The sequence below is a fragment of the Pseudomonas sp. FFUP_PS_473 genome, assembly GCF_002858665.1.
Lineage (GTDB): Bacteria > Pseudomonadota > Gammaproteobacteria > Pseudomonadales > Pseudomonadaceae > Aquipseudomonas > Aquipseudomonas defluvii.
On record NZ_PJQQ01000019.1, the window covers coordinates 1 to 17,953 of the forward strand.

The 17,953-nt window shown below is 59.2% G+C and carries 15 protein-coding genes; 9 read left to right on the forward strand and 6 right to left on the reverse strand.

Going from position 1 to position 17,953, the window contains the following annotated elements:
• Window positions 1-115 precede the first annotated feature (115 nt).
• Window positions 116-1,024 (reverse strand): universal stress protein, encoded by a 909-nt coding sequence (locus CYD26_RS14560; RefSeq protein WP_102052914.1) that lies wholly within the window; start codon window positions 1,022-1,024, stop codon window positions 116-118.
• Between the two features lie 311 nt (window positions 1,025-1,335).
• Here CYD26_RS14560 and CYD26_RS14565 point away from each other — a divergent pair, with 311 nt between their 5' ends.
• The gene (locus CYD26_RS14565) at window positions 1,336-2,088 is read left to right on the forward strand and encodes a carbonic anhydrase (RefSeq protein WP_065758358.1); all 753 of its coding nucleotides are present in this window, start codon (window positions 1,336-1,338) and stop codon (window positions 2,086-2,088) included.
• A 70-nt stretch (window positions 2,089-2,158) separates the two neighbouring features.
• On the opposite strand, the gene CYD26_RS14570 is transcribed toward CYD26_RS14565, so the two are convergent.
• A complete protein-coding gene (locus CYD26_RS14570; RefSeq protein ID WP_102052915.1) occupies window positions 2,159-3,340 on the reverse strand; it encodes an acetyl-CoA C-acetyltransferase in 1,182 nt (393 codons plus the stop codon).
• Window positions 3,341-3,465: 125 nt separating this feature from the next.
• Between CYD26_RS14570 and CYD26_RS14575 the strand changes: the two genes are divergently transcribed.
• Window positions 3,466-4,368, forward strand: a complete 903-nt coding sequence (locus CYD26_RS14575) for a LysR family transcriptional regulator (protein ID WP_099774899.1) — start codon at window positions 3,466-3,468, stop codon at window positions 4,366-4,368.
• Window positions 4,369-4,370: 2 nt separating this feature from the next.
• Here CYD26_RS14575 and CYD26_RS14580 read toward each other — a convergent pair whose 3' ends face one another.
• The 4 genes from CYD26_RS14580 to CYD26_RS14595 all read right to left on the reverse strand — a co-directional run bounded on the left by CYD26_RS14580 (window position 4,371) and on the right by CYD26_RS14595 (window position 10,530).
• Window positions 4,371-5,492 carry an AI-2E family transporter gene (locus CYD26_RS14580; protein ID WP_102052916.1) on the reverse strand — a complete coding sequence of 374 codons (1,122 nt, stop codon included), beginning with the start codon at window positions 5,490-5,492 and terminating at the stop codon, window positions 4,371-4,373.
• A gap of 189 nt (window positions 5,493-5,681) precedes the next feature.
• Window positions 5,682-7,814 carry a TonB-dependent siderophore receptor gene (locus CYD26_RS14585; RefSeq protein WP_102052917.1) on the reverse strand — a complete coding sequence of 711 codons (2,133 nt, stop codon included), beginning with the start codon at window positions 7,812-7,814 and terminating at the stop codon, window positions 5,682-5,684.
• Window positions 7,815-8,026: 212 nt separating this feature from the next.
• Window positions 8,027-10,027 (reverse strand): U32 family peptidase, encoded by a 2,001-nt coding sequence (locus tag CYD26_RS14590; RefSeq protein ID WP_102052965.1) that lies wholly within the window; start codon window positions 10,025-10,027, stop codon window positions 8,027-8,029.
• Window positions 10,028-10,149: 122 nt separating this feature from the next.
• Window positions 10,150-10,530, reverse strand: a complete 381-nt coding sequence (locus CYD26_RS14595; protein WP_099774894.1) for a RidA family protein — start codon at window positions 10,528-10,530, stop codon at window positions 10,150-10,152.
• A gap of 443 nt (window positions 10,531-10,973) precedes the next feature.
• Between CYD26_RS14595 and tssA the strand changes: the two genes are divergently transcribed.
• The 7 genes from tssA (at window position 10,974) to tssG (ending at window position 17,947) form a co-directional block, all read left to right on the forward strand.
• Window positions 10,974-11,981, forward strand: a complete 1,008-nt coding sequence (gene tssA / locus CYD26_RS14605; protein WP_102052919.1) for a type VI secretion system protein TssA — start codon at window positions 10,974-10,976, stop codon at window positions 11,979-11,981.
• A 30-nt stretch (window positions 11,982-12,011) separates the two neighbouring features.
• On the forward strand, window positions 12,012-12,524 hold the full coding sequence (tssB, locus tag CYD26_RS14610) for a type VI secretion system contractile sheath small subunit (RefSeq protein WP_102052920.1): 513 nt from the start codon (window positions 12,012-12,014) through the stop codon (window positions 12,522-12,524).
• An 11-nt stretch (window positions 12,525-12,535) separates the two neighbouring features.
• Entirely contained in the window at window positions 12,536-14,026 is a 1,491-nt protein-coding gene (tssC, locus tag CYD26_RS14615) for a type VI secretion system contractile sheath large subunit (protein WP_102052921.1), read from the forward strand.
• 37 nt (window positions 14,027-14,063) lie between these two features.
• On the forward strand, window positions 14,064-14,534 hold the full coding sequence (locus CYD26_RS14620; RefSeq protein WP_102052922.1) for a type VI secretion system tube protein Hcp: 471 nt from the start codon (window positions 14,064-14,066) through the stop codon (window positions 14,532-14,534).
• 110 nt (window positions 14,535-14,644) lie between these two features.
• Entirely contained in the window at window positions 14,645-15,133 is a 489-nt protein-coding gene (tssE, locus tag CYD26_RS14625) for a type VI secretion system baseplate subunit TssE (RefSeq protein WP_145991796.1), read from the forward strand.
• Window positions 15,126-17,000: a type VI secretion system baseplate subunit TssF gene (tssF, locus tag CYD26_RS14630; RefSeq protein WP_102052923.1), complete on the forward strand. Its 1,875-nt coding sequence runs from the start codon at window positions 15,126-15,128 to the stop codon at window positions 16,998-17,000. Before tssE ends, tssF begins: the two co-directional genes overlap by 8 nt.
• The gene (gene tssG, locus CYD26_RS14635) at window positions 16,985-17,947 is read left to right on the forward strand and encodes a type VI secretion system baseplate subunit TssG (RefSeq protein WP_102052924.1); all 963 of its coding nucleotides are present in this window, start codon (window positions 16,985-16,987) and stop codon (window positions 17,945-17,947) included. The genes tssF and tssG overlap by 16 nt, the downstream gene beginning before the upstream one ends.
• The last annotated feature ends 6 nt before the right edge of the window (window positions 17,948-17,953 follow it).

The window sequence follows — 17,953 nt, forward strand, 5'->3', positions numbered from 1 at the left end:
CATCGGGACTCAACCGTTCGATTCCTGTGAGGCGGGTATTTCACCAAATCTCGAAGCCTTTTTCAGAGTTTCCTTAGTGCGACGCAGATGACCGGGTGTAAACATGGACGGTTCCTCAGGGTTCAAGTTTTTCTCGAGTTGCCAGTATGTTGCAGGGCACTTGATAGAGCACATGCTCGGTGGTGCTGCCTACTCGTTTATCAAGACCTGTGTGATGGGTGTTGCCCATGACGATGACGTCTGCGCGGTGCTGAGTGGCAAATTCGGCAATCGCCTTGACGGGGAATCCGGCAAGAAGGTGTTGTCGCTCAGGCGGTATCCCATAGTGTTCGGCAAGCTGAGTGAACGCATGCTGCAGTGCTTTGCGTACTTCACTGTTGAACCCTGGCATCGTTACCGTCCCGGCACCTGCATCGGTGATATGGGTGTGTGCCGTATCGTAGGCGTGCAGCAAGTGGAGCTCAGCATCGCATTGTTCAGCGAGCCGGGTAGCCGTCGCCATGATGCAGTCGTTGGTAGTTGAGGCCGGGTTTTGCGTGTGTTGTGGGGCGAGGTCCACGGCAGCGACGATGACACGTGGCAATGGGCATTGAATCTGGCTGACAAAATGCACAGCAGCCGGACATTCTCTGAGCAAGTGCCAGTCCAGCGGCGTGATGAATACACGTTTGAGCAATGACTCATGGTGAACGTCTTTGATCACCAGGTCCGGCTGCAGCCGCTTCACCTGCTCAAGCATGTCTTCGTACACGGTACGGGTGAGCACCACTTCGCTGGTGACATCAATGCCGCTGCGGCGCATGACGTCAGCCTCATCGGCAAGCCACTTGCGGTGTTCATCCTGCAGTTGTTTGCGCAAGGCTTCGCCACCGCTCATCAGGCCCAGAATGTCGACATCTTCGATAAACAACGTGATGTGCAGGGCCGCCCCGGTAGCATCGGCAATTGCTTGCGCGCGCTGCATGGCGGGCGAATGGCGCATGCTCGGGCCGGCGATGAGAAAGATGCGCTGATATTGGCTCATGTGACACCTCCAACGGTTTGGATGGTCCGCTAGCTCCCTGAAATAGCGTGCGTCAATGAAGGTTTCAGGCGCGCACGCTTCACCGGCATCGACACCTTCAATATAGGCCGACATTCAGTGCATACGCAGAATAATGGCTGCTTTACGATAAGCAGTCATCGCGGGGGCTTGGCGGTCCAGGCGTCGACTGGGTTGAAGCTTTACGTGTCATATAAAGATTTCGCCTACAGAACTATCAGACTCATCCGGCGTTCACGGAGGGTAGATAACCGGAAAATGCGCGTTTTACGTGCTTCCGAGAAGGTATGCCCATGTGTGAATGTAACGAGCAACGCAATACGGCCAGCCAAGCCAGTCGCCGACAGTTTTTACGTTTTGGTGGCGGTGCCGCCTTGTTGACAGCTGGGGCGATGATGCTACCGGCCATGCCAGCAATAGCTGCACCCAAGGATGGCCCGTTACCTAAACCACAGAATGACCTCACGCCCGACCTGGCGCTGTCTCGGTTGATGGAAGGTAATCAGCGGTATGTCGAGGGCGTCGCCCGTCGGCATGACTTCCTCTCCGAGCGGGAAGCCTTGGCATCCGGGCAAAACCCCTTTGCGGCCATCCTCAGCTGTGCAGATTCGCGCATTGCCCCGGAGTACGCCTTTGACAGTGCCCGTGGCGACATCTTTGCTGTGCGCGTGGCCGGCAATTTCGTTACCACCGATGGCCTGGCCAGCCTTGAGTACGCCGTAGCGGTGCTGGGCACCCCGGTGATCATGGTGCTGGGTCACGAAGCCTGTGGCGCGGTGAAGGCAGGGGTGCAGCGGGCAACCGATGGCACGACCTTCCCAGGGCATATCGACACGCTTGCCAAAGCCGTGGAGCCTTCGGTCAAGACTGTGATGGGCAAATCGGGCAATGTGCTCGACAACGCCATTCGCCAGAACGTTCTGGACAACGTCGAGCGCCTGAAAGGGGCGTCTGCGGTGTTGACCGAAGCCTTGGCCGCCAAGCGCTTGAAGATTGTCGGTGGGGTTTACGAACTGGCGAGTGGCAAGGTTCAGTTGCTGGGCTAAAACGCCAGCAAACACGCCGGTCAGCACACGCTTGTGCTGACCGGCGCTGTTCTATTGCACCTCGGCTTGATCAGTCGCGCTCAAGTGCCAGGGCAACACCCTGACCACCACCGATGCACAGTGTGGCCAGGCCTTTGTTGACATCACGTTTGATCATTTCATGCAGCAGGGTCACCAGCACCCGGCAACCGGAAGCACCGATAGGGTGCCCAAGCGCGATGGCACCTCCATTGACGTTGACCTTGTCTGCATCCCAACCCAGCTCTTTACCTACCGAGAGCGCTTGTGCGGCGAAGGCCTCGTTGGCTTCGATCAGGTCCAGTTGGTCCAGGGTCCAACCGGCCTTTTCCAGGCAGCGGCGGGTTGCGTCGACCGGGCCAATGCCCATGATTGCCGGGTCAACCCCGGCATTGGCGTAGGCTGCAATGCGGGCCAGTGCAGGCAAGCCCAAGGCCTTGGCTTTCTCTGCACTCATTAACAGCACCGCTGCTGCGCCGTCGTTGAGGCTGGACGCGTTGCCAGCAGTCACACTGCCGTCTTTCTTGAACGCCGGCTTGAGCTTGCCCAGGGATTCGGCAGTGGTTGCGCTGCGTGGTTGTTCGTCGGTGGCGAAGGCAATGGGCTCGCCCTTGCGCTGCGGGATCAGGATCGGTGTGATTTCATCGATGAAGCGACCGGCCTCGATGGCGGCGCAGGCCTTCTGCTGGGAGGCTGCGGCAAACGCGTCCTGCGCTTCACGGCTGATCGCGTACTGCTCCACCAGGTTCTCGGCTGTAATACCCATGTGATAGTCGTTGAAGGCATCCCACAAGCCGTCACTGATCATGCTGTCGATCATGCTGGCATGGCCCATGCGCAGTCCCGTGCGGGCGGCCGGCAGCACATAAGGCGCCAGGCTCATGTTTTCCATGCCGCCGGCGATGATCACCTCGGCGTCGCCACACCGAATGGCCTGGGCGCCGAGGTGCAGCGCCTTGAGGCCTGAGCCGCAGACCTTGTTCAGGGTCAGTGCTGGCACCGCATGGGGCAGGCCGGCGAGAATCGCCGCTTGACGTGCCGGGTTCTGGCCACTGCCAGCGGTGAGTACCTGGCCGAGGATGACTTCATCCACTTCACTGCCGGAAATCCCGGCCTGTTGCAGCAGGTTGCGTATCACCGAAGCACCCAGTTCTGTCGCAGGGATCGCGGCCAGTGAGCCTTGAAAACTGCCGATCGCGGTGCGGGTGGCGGCGACAATGACGACTTCTTGCATTGACTCTCTCCGTGTTCAGGGCCATTTGTGCTGAAGTGTTGCGCCAATACATATATTTGTTAAATTGATTTTTAAGATGAATTGATCGATAAATCTCAATAAAGCGCAGCGATACAGGAGCAGTCATGACGGTCAAGCAGATACGGGCCTTTTGGGCGGTGGCGCAGAGCCTGAGTTTTGCCGTGGCCTGCGAGCGGTTGCACCTGTCGCAATCAGCGCTGAGCCTGACCATCAAGTCCTTGGAGGAGGGGTTGGGTGGGCGATTGTTCAGCCGCACCACGCGCACGGTTACCCTGACCCCGGAAGGCGAGTCGCTACTGCCCCTGGCCCGCCGTCTGATCGCCGACTGGGACAACGCAGAGGATGAAATCCGCCAGCGGTTCACGCTCCAGCGGGGCCGCGTCACCCTGGCGGCGATGCCATCGTTCGCCTGCAACCTGCTGCCGCCGATCCTGAAAACCTTTCGTACGCGATACCCCAAGGTTGGCGTCACGGTAAACGATGTGATCAACGAGCAGGTGGTGGAAATGGTCCGCGATCGCCAGGTGGAACTGGGCGTCGCTTTTGAGCCGCTGCAGAGTTCGTCACTGGCGTTTACAACGCTGTACCGTGATCGATTCGTTGCCGTGGTGCCGCTTGACTCGCCGCTGGCTGAACTTCAAGAGGTCGACTGGCAAACCTTGCTTGAGCAGCCCTTTATTACCTTGCAACGCCCCTCAAGCGTGCGGGTGATGCTTGAAGATCACCTTCAAGCGCGGCAATTGAAGTTGGCGGTGGAGTTTGAAAGCCATCAGCTTGCGACCGTTGGCCGAATGGTTGCCAGCGGGCTGGGTGTCAGTACGGTACCGGCGTTGTGCGCCAGGCAAATGCAGGAGTTGGGCGCACGGTGCATTACCTTGCGCGATCCGGTGGAGCGGGCAATTGGCGTGTTGACCAAGCCCGGCCATGAGCTTTCGGCTGCGGCGCAGGCGCTGTTCGATATTCTGCTGGGCGCGCAGCCCGACGCACAGATGCCCGGGTGGCCGTGAGCTCAGTCGGCGGGCGGTTTTTCCGGCGTGTCACTTGCGTCGGGACCGTCATCTGGCAGTGTCTGATAGACCCAGTTCATGAAGAGCTGATACCCCACCGCCAGAATCACCGGCCCGATGAACAACCCGATGATGCCGTTGCTCAACATCCCGCCCAAGGCGCCAATCAGCACAACCGGCATCGGCACCGCCACGCCTCGTCCCAATAGCAGGGGTTTGAGAATGTTGTCCGAAAGCCCGGCAAATATCATCCAGGCCGTGAAGACGATGGTCGCGACGCTCACGCCATCATGCGCGAACACGTAGATCACAATGGGCAGGAGGATCAAGATCGTCGGCAGCTGGGTAATGCCCAGCAGCAACACGACCAGTGACAGCAGCCCGGCTGCGGGCACGCCCATCGCGACCAGGCCAATACCCACCATCAACATCTGGATGAAGGCAATGCCGACAACGCCTTGGGCCACTGCACGGATGGTGGAGGTGCACAGCGCTGCAAGCTGTGTGCCGCGCTCGGCGCCGGAAATGCGTGAGGCGATAGCCACTGCACTGTGCTGCAGACTGTCGCCTTTTGCCATCATCAGGCCGGCGATCATGAGGGCTGCGACAAACACCAGGACGCCCGTCCCGATGCCCGCAAGCTGGACCAGCAGGGTTTTGCTGACCCCTTTGATATGGGGGGCGATCTGCGAGTATGCCCAGCTCAAGTCATTGGACGCACGGCTCCAGATACCAAACAGGGTTTCGCCGATCAAAGGCCAACTGCGCACCGAGTCTGGCGGTGGAGGAATTTCTAGGGCCTGGTTATGTAGCGTCTGCATGCTGTTTTGTACGGAGTTGGCGACTGAGCTCCCCAGCAAGCTCAACGGGCCGATCAGGCAGGCGAGCCCCAGCAGAATCAGCAGAATGCTGGCCAGCCCCGGTCGATTGCCGAATACGACCGCGAGTTTCTGATTCAAGGGGTAAAGTGTGATTGCCAGGATCACTGCCCATAGCATCAGGTTCAAGAACGGCTGGAAAATCTGAAAGCACCAGCTCACCAGCACGGCGATCATCCCGGCACGAATCAGCACGTCCAGCAGTTCCCTACCGCTGTTTACACCAAGGAAGCGGTTTGCAGGCATACGTATGTCCCTCCTGAACGGGATCGGAACGCCGCCACCCGTATCGGCCACCGGGTGGCGTTGCGGACGGTGCCGCAAACCCATCAGCTCACTATAGAAGTGCGCTGCAATTGAGCAAACGCAACAGGGCGACGAGCCGGTGCGCAAGTACCCGCTCGTCCAGTGGTTGGGCCGTATGCCGTTGACGCGTCAGAAGGTATAGGCGATGCCCGCCTGAACCGTACGCGGCGCACCGGGATAGACGTAGTTGTTGAACGCGCCTTCGTCATAGCCTTTGTTGAACACGTTTTTCACGTCGAGGTTCAGACGTACATGTTCGTTGAGCGTGTAGAAGCTCAACAGGTCGACCACGCTGTAACGGTCCATGGTGTAGGTCTGTGCGATGGTCTGCCCGGCCCGGTCATCGACATACTTGACCCCCATGCCCAGCCCCAGCCCCTGGGCTATGCCATCCTGGAACTCATAGACGTTGAGCAGGCTGAAGGTGTTGCGGGGAATGTTGGCCAGTCGTGTCCCAGTCTCCAGTGAGTTGTCCTTGGTCACCTCGGCATCAACGTAGGCATAGCCCCCGATAACCCGCCACTCGGGCGTGAGGTTGCCTGCAATGTTGAGGTCCAAACCACGGCTGCGCACCTCGCCCGCTGCAACCTTGTAGTCTTCATTGACTGGGTCGACGGTCAGGACGTTTTCCTTGACGATCTGATACACCGCTGCATCGACGCTCAACTGACGTTCAAGTGCTTCCCACTTCATACCCAGTTCGACGGATTTGCCTTTTTCCGGAGCAAAACCCTCATCCTGGCGGCTGGCACCGCTGTTGGGCTTGAACGAGCGCGCCGTGTTGGCATACACCGCAAGGGTATCGGTCAGGTCATACATCAGGCCAAAGCGTGGGGTGACCGCGTTGTCGGCTGCTTCCCAGCCTTTGCTGTTGGGCAGGTAGTTGTTGTAGTCGTGCTCGAAGCGCTCGACGCGTACCCCGGCCAATGCCTTGAGACGTTCGGTCAGAGCTACCTGGTCCTGGACAAAAAACGCCCAGGTCTTCAGGTTTTCCTTGTCATGGGTTGTGGTTCGGGTCAGGGCAGGGCGGGGTTGGCCGAGTACGGGATCGAAGATATCGATGGGGTACGCCGATGCCCCAGCCGCAGAGCGCTGGATGATCGACTTGTAGTCGTAGTCCTCGTACTCGACGCCGGTCAGCAGGGTATGGGCGAAACCGGCGGTATCGAAGTGCCCCGTCAGGTTCAGTTGCACGTCCCGGTCGGTCCACTCCAGCTTGCGATAGTTGAAGTTACGGTTCAGGGTGCGGCCGTCCGCTTGCAGGGCGTTGGCTTCCACGGCGTTGCCTTCGAGGCTGCCGTCAAGCATCTGCACGCCACCGGCCAGTGTCCAGTCGTCGTTCAGCGCGTGGTCGAAGCGCAGTTGAGCCATGTTGTTGTCATTGTGCAGCAGGTTGTCGCTGCCTTTTTCCCAGATGTTGGTATCACGCGAGGCGCTGCCTTTTTGCGTGGCATAGCGGGTCAGGCCACGGTCGAGCGGGTGGTTGTTACGCATGAAGTCACCCTCGAAAACGATCCGGGTCGTCTCGTTGACCTGCCAGCTCAGCACGGGCGCAACGTCGTAACGCTCACTCTCGACATTGTCGCGGAAACTCTCGCCACCTTCGCCCAGCAGGTTCAAACGATACGCCAGTGAACCCTCCTGGTTGAGCGCACCCGTAGCATCGAGGGTGGCACGGTGCATGCCTTGGTCGTCAATCTGGCTGCCGACAGTCACCTTTTGCTCAACCTGCGGCTGTTTGCTGACCACGTTGAAGGTGCCGCCGGGATCGCCACGGCCGTAAAGGCTGGTAGCCGGGCCGCGTAACACCTCGAGCCGCTCGACGGTGTTGGCATCGGGGGCGTTCGGGTAGCCGCGGTTGATAGGAAAACCGTTGCGGTAGAACTCGCCGGTGGTAAAGCCTCGGACAGTAAAGGTGGTCAAGCCCTGGCCACCGAAGTTGTTGGCCCGGCCAACGCCGCCAGCGTAGTCCAGCGCGTCCTGCAATCGGGTCGAACCGGTGTGTTCAAGCACATCGCGTGGCACCACACTGACGGACTGCGGGGTTTCATGCAGGGCGGTGTCGGTACGGGTCGCACTGGCCGAACGGGTTGCCTTGTAGCCTTGCACCGGGCCGTCGGCGCGCTCGGCATCGGCGGCGTCGGCATTGATACTCAAGGCTTGCAGCTCGACCAGCGGTGGCTCGGTTTCATTTGAAGGATTAGCCCACACGGTGGGTGTAACAGCATGAAGCAGGCATAGCGAGACGAACGTGCGACGCATGGAAGGCGCAATCCTTGGAGGCGAGTGGTAGCAATTTGAATGCGCGATAATAATAGTAATTATCGTTAACATTCAAAGTGTATTTTCCCACTTCACGCTTTCTCGCTGACAAGGCCCTTGAATGACAACAGGGCCCTTGGAAAACCAAGGGCCCTGTTGTAGGTGCAGGCCGAAATGAGCGGTTGCGACTGCCTTGAGCGCTACACGATCACTCAGTGAGGGGCGCGAGGAATGGTCTTGAGCAAGTCTTCCGGGCTGATGTGCCCGACCACCTGTTCCACCACGCTGCCCGGTTGCGGCAGGTCAAGGATGTGGCCCTTCATCTTGCCGATGACGTGCATTTCGCAAGGCTTGCAGTCGAACTTCAGCGTCAGCACCTCGTCGCCATGTATCAGTTGCATCGGTGCGACCTTGGTGCGCACACCGGTGACGCCCTTGGCCTGTTTGGGGCAGAGGTTGAAGGAAAAACGCAGGCAGTGCTTGGTGATCATCACCGGCACTTCACCGGTTTCCTCGTGGGCCTCGAAGGCGGCGTCGATCAGCTTCACGCCATGGCGGTGATAGAAATCGCGGGCCTTCTGGTTGTAGACGTTGGCCAGGAACGACAGGTGCGACTCCGGGTATACCGGTGGCGGGTCTGTCTCGGCTTTGCGGCTGCCACGTGGGTGGGCGTTGATACGGGCCAAGGTCAGCGCATCGATGACTTCGCGGCGTAACGCCTTGAGCTGCGAGTTGGGGATGAAATACGCCTGGGGTGCATCCAGCGTGATGGCCGTGGCGTGGTACTGGGTGGTACCCAACTGGCCAAGCAGGTCATGCAATTGCTCCAGGGCCTGTTCCGGCTTGTTGGCCAGGCCGAACGGGCCGTCCAGGGCAGCGCTGGCGGTGATGCCTTCCTCACTGGTGGCGGTCAGTTCCAGGCGATCTTCGCGCAGGCGAGCGCGCCAGGAAAGACCGACCCGGCGCTCGGCGGACGTCTTGAGCAGCGCTTGCTGCCAGTTGTGGTCCAGGTTGCGGCTCAGCGGGTGGCCTGGGCGCAACTGGTGCAGGCCCTCGGGCATTTCGTTGGGTTCGACGCGGTAGCGGTAACGCTTTTCGCCATCTTCTTCGAACTCGCCCTTGGCTTCGGCGATGTTGGCGCGAAAACCCACCACTTCGCGCTTGACCAGCACATTGAGGCCGTCGCCGTTGGACAACGGCTCATGGCTGACTACCAGCAGGTCACGCTTGCCGACCTTCTCGACGACGCCCACCGGCAGGCCGGTGAAGGTTGGCGAGTCAAAGGCGCCGATGTCGATCTTGCGCTCGCTGACGAAGTAGTCGGTGCTGCCGCGGTGGAAGGTCTTGTCTGGATCGGGCACGAAAAAGTGCGCGGTGCGGCCGCTGGAGGCACGGGCCAGGTCCGGGCGGTCTTCGAGGACCTCGTCCAGGCGCTGGCGGTAATAGGCGGTGATGTTCTTCACATAGCCCATGTCCTTGTAGCGCCCTTCGATCTTGAACGAACGCACGCCGGCTTCCACCAGTGCGCGAATGTTGGCGCTCTGGTTGTTGTCCTTCATCGACAGCAGGTGCTTTTCGTAGGCAACCACGCGGCCTTGATCGTCCTTCAGGGTGTAGGGCAGGCGGCAGGCCTGGGAGCAGTCGCCGCGGTTGGCGCTGCGGCCGGTCTGGGCGTGAGAGATATTGCACTGGCCAGAGAAGGCCACGCACAGCGCGCCGTGAATAAAGAACTCGATTGCCGCATCGGTTTCATCGGCGATGGCGCGGATTTCACTGAGGTTCAGTTCGCGGGCCAGTACCAATTGAGAGAAGCCTGCCTGGTCGAGGAACTTCGCCCGCTCCAGCGTACGGATGTCGGTCTGGGTGCTGGCGTGCAGTTCGATTGGCGGGATATCCAGCTCCATCACGCCCAGGTCCTGGACGATCAGTGCATCGACACCGGCATCGTACAGTTGGTGGATCAGCTTGCGTGCCGGCTCCAGCTCGTTGTCGTGCAGGATCGTATTGATGGTAGTGAACACCCGGGCGTGGTAGCGGCGGGCGAACTCTACCAATTGAGCGATATCACTCACTTCGTTGCAGGCGTTGTGGCGGGCGCCGAAGCTCGGGCCGCCGATGTACACGGCATCAGCGCCATGCAGGATAGCCTCGCGAGCAATGGCAACATCGCGGGCGGGGCTGAGTAATTCCAGGTGATGCTTGGGCAGGGACATGTTTTTCTGGTCGTTTGTCACGGTCAAGGCGCGCATTGTAGCTGCGAAACGCTTGACCGGCACCCACCTGCTGCCCGGTGGCGGCCGCTCGCGGAGGGCCGCCACTGGATAGCACCGTGGATTCAGCCCTTGGCGGCCATCGCTGTGACCTCTACGCGCATGCCTTCAACGGCAAGGGCCGCCACGCCGATCGCGGCGCGCACCGGCCAGGGCCTTGCGAAAAAGCGCTGATAAACCTCATTGAACGCTGCACGGTCGGCCATGTCGGTGAGGTAGATGGTCAGGTGCATCACACGGTCCATGGAACTGCCTGCGCGCTCCAGCGCAACCTTGAGTGCCTGCAGGGTGCATTCGCTCTGCTCGACGATGCCACCCAGTTCCAGACTGCCGTCAGCGCGGGTCGGGATCTGCGTGGAAACCAGCACGCCGCCGAAACTGGCGACGTCCGAAGAGATGGATTCCGGGTCGGGATCGGGGAGGAAGGTGAGGTCGTGGTTTGCCATTAAGGGTCTCTTGCTTGAGGTGATCATCTGCGGCACGCGTGTCGGGGCACGGCAGCGTTAACGCGCCCAGTTTAAGCGTACTGGCCGGGGTATGCATGCACCAAAGCGCCCTGCGCGCAGGCATCTGTAGTCAATAGGGTAACGACGCCTTCATTTCGCAGGAAGCGTCCTACATTGCTGCGGTAACTAAACCTACTTTCACGGCCCCTGTTGATCAGCACAATAGCGTCGTCGGCAAACACCGATAGATAAAACATGCTGACAGTCATTTCAGTAATTGTGTCGCTATCAGGGTATTGAAAAACAGCCCGCTGCATTTTTAGTGGTGCGTGCTTATAGCGCTTCTTTACGCTTCCTCGTTTGTATTCAAGGCCTGGGCTGCAATGTTGTCATGCCCCGATCAACAGGTTTCGCAACTAACGTTTGTTGCAAAAGGCTAACGCATGAGTGTGGATAATTTTATTGCTGCGCTTGCCAATGAAGGGTGTGGTGAGCATCTTGAATACGACGCAGAGTTCCTTGAGCTGTTCAATCAAGTAACGGTGCGGGAAGAGTCGCAATACGGCGATTATGTATTTGTCCCTGAACCCATTGACTGGATTTCCGTCGAGGCGCGCTGCATCAGTTTGTTCAAGCGCACACATGATCTTCGCGTGGCTGTTTGCCTGGCGCGCGCATGGCTTGAGCGTGAGGGCTTGACGGGCTTTGCCAATGGCCTGCAGTTGATTGCCTTTTTGCTTCGGGAGCGTTGGGAGAGCGTGCATCCCCGGCTCAGTGCCGAAGATCACTTTGATCCGTTGGTCAGGGTCAATGCGCTTGCAGAACTTGCCGTGCCGTCGACCATCGGTGTCAGGCTGCGCCGCGAAGTGCTAGCCCGTATCCCAGGGGGCGACAACCTCTGTTGTTCGGACCTGGCATTGATTGCCAGTGCAAACGAGTCCGCGGAGCGTGACGCCTCGCTGGTGCGCTTGACCGGCTTGATCGAGCCACTTTGCTCGGCGGATCTCATGCGTGGGTTGGGCGTGTTGAAGCGCCTTAAGAAGCTGTTGGTCGATATCGGTCAGTGCCTGGATGAAAAGACCGGCCTGGACGCGGTTTCGCCGCTGCATTCCATGGTGCTGCTCTTGCAGCAATGGATTCAGGTCGTTGACAGCCGGTTGCGTAACACGGCCCAGGCAGTGGCCATTGAGCGACTGGAAGAGCGACCGACGCCACCGCCGGTGGTTTACCAGCACGCAGGGTCAACAGCGTTTTCCTCACGAGAAGAGGTGGTCGTCGCGCTTGAGGCGATCGAGGCGTATTACAGCCGTCATGAGCCCAGCAGTCCGATCCCCATGTTGGTCCGCAGAGTACGCCGGCTCGCGGGAAAAGAGTTTCTGGAAATAATCGCCGAACTTGCACCGTCAAGTGTTGGCGAGATGCGCGCGTTGGCGGGTGAACAGGAAGATTGAGGGTTTAAGGTTTCTATTTGAGGGGGTGTCATGTCGAGTAATAGTGGGCAAAAGTTTATTGGTCGTAACCGCGCGCCGCGGGTTCAGATCGACTACGACGTCGAACTCTACGGGGCTGAGAAAACAGTAGAAATTCCTTTTGTGAACGGTGTATTGACGGATTTGTCGGGTGCCAATACTGCGCACTTGCCGTCCGTGGCCGATCGGAAGTTTCTGGAAATTGATATTGATAACTTCGATGAGCGCATGAATGCCATTGCGCCGTCGTTGAAGTTTGCAGTCAAGAATGAGCTGACCGGCGAAGGCCAGCTGTCCATTGCCCTGGATATCAAGAGCATGGACGACTTCAGCCCGGGCGCTATCGCACGCAATGTCGAACCCCTCAACAAGTTGTTGGAGGCGCGCAATCAGCTCTCCAACCTCTTGACCTACATGGATGGCAAGAGTGGCGCTGAGCAACTGGTCGCGCAGTTGCTCCAGGACCCTGCGCTCATGAGTTCGCTGCTGGCGCAAGCGAAGTCCCCAGCCCAAACCACTGAATGAGGTAAGCCGCCATGGCTGCAACTGAACAGATACAGGTCGCTGACAGTCAGCTCACTACCGATGCTCCCGATAGTTTCGGCAGCCTGCTGCAACGCGAGTTCAAGCCGCGCAGCGAGCGGGCCAGTGAAGCGCTGCACGCTGCGGTGCATACCCTGGCTGAGCAGGCACTGAGCGCATCGCACCTGATTGCGGAAGACACGCTGAGCACCATTGAGGCGCTTATCGCCGCGATCGACAGCAAGATGTCGAGCCAGATCAACGCGATCTTGCACCACGACGACTTCCAGAAGCTCGAAGCGTCCTGGCGCGGCTTGCATTACCTGGTCAGCAATACGGAGACCGACGAGAAACTGAAGATTCGCTTCTTCAACGTCTCCAAGGGCGATCTGGCCCGTGAACTGAAAAAGTTCAAAGGCGCGGCCTGGGACCAAAGCCCGTTGTTCAAGAAGATCTATGAGCACGAGTACGGCCAGTTTGGTGGCGAGCCCTTCGGTGTACTGATTGCCGACTACTACTTTGACAACAGCCCGCCGGATGTCGAACTGCTGTCGTCCATGGCCAAGATCGCGGCGGCAGCCCATGCGCCATTGATCAGCGCTGCCGACCCAGGCGCGCTGCTGATGGACTCGTGGCAAGAGCTGGCCAACCCACGTGACTTGAGCAAGATCTTCCAGACCCCTGAGCATGCGGCTTGGCGCAACCTGCGCAGTTCCGAAGACTCGCGCTACGTGGGCCTGACACTGCCGCGTTTCCTCGGGCGTATTCCTTACGGCGCGAAAACCGCGCCGGTGGAAAATTTCAACTTTGAAGAAGTGACGCAGGGCGACGCCAGCAAGTACCTCTGGCTCAATGCGGCCTATGCCATGGGCTTGAACATCAACCAGTCGTTCACGCAGTTTGGCTGGTGCTCGCAGATCCGCGGTATCGAGTCGGGCGGTGCAATCAGCGGGCTTCCCGTGCACACCTACCCGAGCGAAGACGGTGGTGTTGACATGACCTGCCCAACCGAGATCGCCATCAGTGATCGTCGCGAGCTGGAACTGGCGAACAACGGCTTTATGCCGCTGGTGCATTGCAAGCACACCTCGCTAGCGGCGTTTATCGGGGCGCAGTCGCTGCACAGCCCGCAGCAGTACGACGATCCCGACGCCACCGCGAATGCGCAATTGGCGGCGCGCTTGCCTTACCTGTTCGCTACCTGCCGTTTTGCCCACTACTTGAAGTGCATCGTGCGCGACAAGATCGGCTCGTTCAAAGAACGTGCGGATTTAGAGCGCTGGCTTAACAGTTGGATCATGCGTTATGTCGATCTGAACCCGGCAACGGCAACGGATATCGATAAAGCGCGTAAGCCGCTGTCGGCGGCAGAGGTGACGGTCGAAGAAAATGAGGCTAACCCTGGGTTCTATCGGGCCAAGTTTTTCTTGCGCCCACACTACCAGTTGGAAGGGTTGACTGTTTCGTTACGCCTGGTCTCAAAATTGCCGTCAGTCAAGTCTTAAAGTTTTCAATTTTTGCTTAATATGCGAGGAGTAATATATGATTTTGGTAAAGTTTTATTCGGAGATTAAGGGTACTTCCAAGGTTGAAGGCTATAGGGAATGGCTCGTGTTTGACTCTTATTCGTTCAATACAGTTAGGGACATTTCGGGGAGTGGCGCTGAGCGCAGACTTCTCGCTGGGTATATTTCGGAAGTTTCTCTTACGAAGTCTGCGGATAAGAGTTCGCCGGAATTTTTCATTCAGTCGTTGAAAGGTACGGCATTTACAGAGGCTATTATTGTTGTGCTACACGCTTCGGGTACAAACCAAAAACTGCAGGAGCTGCTACGCATAGAACTTACTAACCCAGTTATCAGTACTTTCTCGACGCACTGTCACACCGATGGTCAGCCTTCTGAACGCATCTCTTTAAACTATACGCGCATCCGTTACAAGTACAATGAATTTGATGGCACCGCCGAGAACGGTACGGCGGACAAAACTTTCGACGTGGCTGCTGCAAAGTAATGTGGTTATCAGGATCAAGGCGCGTTTGAAATGCGTTTGCCTTGGTCCTTTTGATTACGTCTGTTGGATTTCTATGCGTTATCAGTTATCGCTTGTGACCAGGCCTACCCATGAATAGCTGTGCCCACACGTTGCTTGAGCGTTTAAACCTGAATTTTCATGCTGCGAGCACACCTGACATTGCGGCAAGCAAAAATTCTCAGTTGTCCCGTTTACGCGAAGATCTGAGCACGCTGCTAAACACCCGTGGGCTTGTCAGCACACTGGACCTCAGCCAAGCGCCTCACGTCGCTCGTTCTGTACTGAACTACGGGATTGACAGCATTGCGGGCAAGACACTCTCCAGTTTTTCTCCGGAGGCTCTGGTGAAGCGTATTCATCAGGCCATTCTGGCCTACGAGCCAAGGGTGATTCGCCACAGCTTGCAGGTTTCCTGGGTAAGCCGCACCGAAGCGCCCCTGTTCGAAATACAGATGGTCATCGAGGGGCAACTGCGCGATGCAGAGGTCGCTCACCCGTTCACCTTTCGCTCCATCTGGAATACCCAAAGTGGTGCGGTACACGTCGATACAGCACCCCTCAGGGGGCGGCATGGATGAGCGACTGTTGCGCTTGTACGAGCGCGAATTGCAGTTCCTGCGCGAAGGGGCTGCCGAATTTGCCAAGGCCTACCCCAAGGTAGCAAGCCACATTGGCCTGGACACCCAACACAGCCACGACCCCGGTGTGGAGCGTCTGCTCGAGGGGCTGGGCTTCCTGACGGCTCGCATTCAACTGCAGATGGCGTCGGAGTTTCCGCAGTTCACCAGCAACCTGCTGGAGCAGGTCCAGCCTCAATCGTTAATGCCGCTGCCGTCCATGGCGGTGGTGCAGTTCACGCCGGACAAACATCAGGGCAGCCTGCTCAATGGCTTCTGCCTGCCTGCCAGTACCGCGTTGAGCGCGGTTGCCGAGCTTGACGGGCGCACCGTGCGTTGTGAGTGGCGTAGTACTCAGCCGGTCACCTTGTGGCCGGTGCAGATCGAGTCTGCCGACTACCTTGCCAGTACCAGCCTGCTATCAGGGTTGCCTGCCAGGTTTACCGGCCAGGCGCACTCGGTGTTGCGGCTGCGCTTGCGAACCACCACGGGCGTCACGTTCAAGCAGATTGCTCTGGACGCGCTGTGCGTGTACCTGAGTGGGGCAGGGGCGCTGGCGGTTCACGAAGCGCTGCTCTCGCGTGCAGTCGGTGTGCTTGCAAGGCCGGTTGAGGACACCCCGGCCTGGTGCGAATTCATTGAGCCCGCGTGCATCACCCAGGCCAATCTTGAAGGCGCGCCTGACACACAGGAACCCCTGCGTGGCGTCAGCGGGCACGCCGGCTTCGCGCTGCTCAGGCGTTTTCTGGCGTTTCCCGAAGGGCAGCGCTTTATCAACCTGTCCGGGTTGGGCCCGGCGGTACGTCGGTGCGACAGCGAACATCTGGAACTGCTGATCGTGTTGGCGCCGTTGTCCAATCAGCTGCCCGCCGGGCTCGATGGTTCGATGTTCAATCTGTTCTGTGCGCCGGTGCAGAACCTGTTCCAGAAACGTACTGATCGCATCAACGTGTTGCACCATCGGCCGGAGATTCCTGTGCTGGTCGACCAGGCGAACCCCTTGAACCACGAAGTTCATCAGGTGCTGGAGGTGCACGGCTACTTTAGCGGCAGCCGCGAGCGCCAGCGCTTTGTACCATTGTATTCGCCGCAGGCTCGGGCAACCGACGCAGCCGGCACCGGCTTTTTTCAGGTACAGCGGGCGCCCAGCCGTCCGCGCTCGGCTGCACTGCATGGCAAGCCGTCTTATGCGGGCAGTGACCTGTCGATTGCCCTGGTAGACCCTCAGCACCCGCCGTATCGGCCGGACCTGCATCAACTGGCGGCTGAAGTGCTTTGCTCAAACCGCGACCTGCCGTTGCACATTGGCTTCGGCAAGGGCAATACCGATTTTGTCCTGGATGTCAGCGCGCCCGTACTGGCCATTCGCAGGCTGGCTGGCCCGTCGACGCCGCTCGCTGTGCCGGTTTCGGGCGAGGGGCCCTGGCAGGCGATTCAGCATTTGTCGCGGAACTACCTGCCACTGGCCAATGACGATGGACAGGCCGGGGCACAGGCGTTGCGCGAACTGCTATCGCTTTACATCGCCCCGGATGATGCGGTGCTGCAGCGCCTGCTTGAAGGCATCGTTTCCTTGCGCGCCACCGTGCTGACGCAGCGCTTGCCCGGCAGCGGGCCGGTAGCGTTCGGCCGAGGCTTGCAACTGCACCTGACCCTCGATGATGCCGCGTGCGAGGGCATTGGTACTGTTGCTTTCGGTGCGGTGCTGGATGTTTTTTTCGCCCGCTATGCGGCCATCAATGCGTTTACCCAGACCGTGCTGTACACCGTGGGACGCGGGATGATCATGCGCTGGCCGGTGAGGAGTAGCCAATGCATGACCCTGTGAGCCCTTGGGAGCAATTGCAGCGTCAGGCCTGGCGTTTTGATTTTTTCAGCGCGTTGCGCTGCCTGGATGCGCTCGACCCGCAGCGCCCGCGCCTGGGCACGTCGGAACACCTGCGTGAGGATCTACTGCGCCTGGGCCAGGCGGTGTCACTGGCCTTCGAGCCGGCCATGCTGCGCAACCTGCAACTGCGCGAGGGGCTGCCGCCACAGTTGCGGGTGACCTTTTTTGGCCTGACCGGGGTCAATGGCCCGATGCCGTTGCCCTTCAGTGAAGAGGCCTTGTCCCGCCAGATCAACCACAACGACGGAACACTGGCGGGTTTTCTGGACATCTTTCACCACCGCCTGCTGTGCCTGTTGTATCGCAGCTGGGCGATGGCGCGCCCGGTCGTCTGCGCAGACCGACCAAGCCAGGACCGTTTTTCCGAGTATGTGCAAGCGTTCGTTCCGCACAGCGAACGCTATTACGCCAGCCAATACCTCGACCAGCGACGCAGTGCCGAGGGCCTGCTGGGTGTGTTACGCGATCACCTGCAGGTGCCCGTCACCCTGCATCAATGGCATGGGCGCTGGAGTGCATTGGCGCCGACAGATCAACTGCAATTGGGCGCTGGCACCGAGGCCGCTCAACTGGGGCGCAGTTCCTTGCTCGGGCGCAGGGCGTGGAATGTCCAGCACAGCGTTCGCGTGACACTCGGGCCGCTGTCGCTGGCCGATATGACACGCTTCTTGCCTGGCACCGAGGCGTTGCGCGACCTGGCACGCCTGGTGGATGACTACCTGGGCTGCGGCTTTGAGTGGGATGTGCAACTGCTGCTCGCACCGAGTGCCAATACGCCGATGCGTCTGGGGGGCAATCTATCCCTTGGCCTGACCTCCTGGTTGTCCAGCCACCGCCCCGCGACTCAACCACGAGCCTGTGTTCTGACCCCGGCTCGTCTTCAATGACTACAA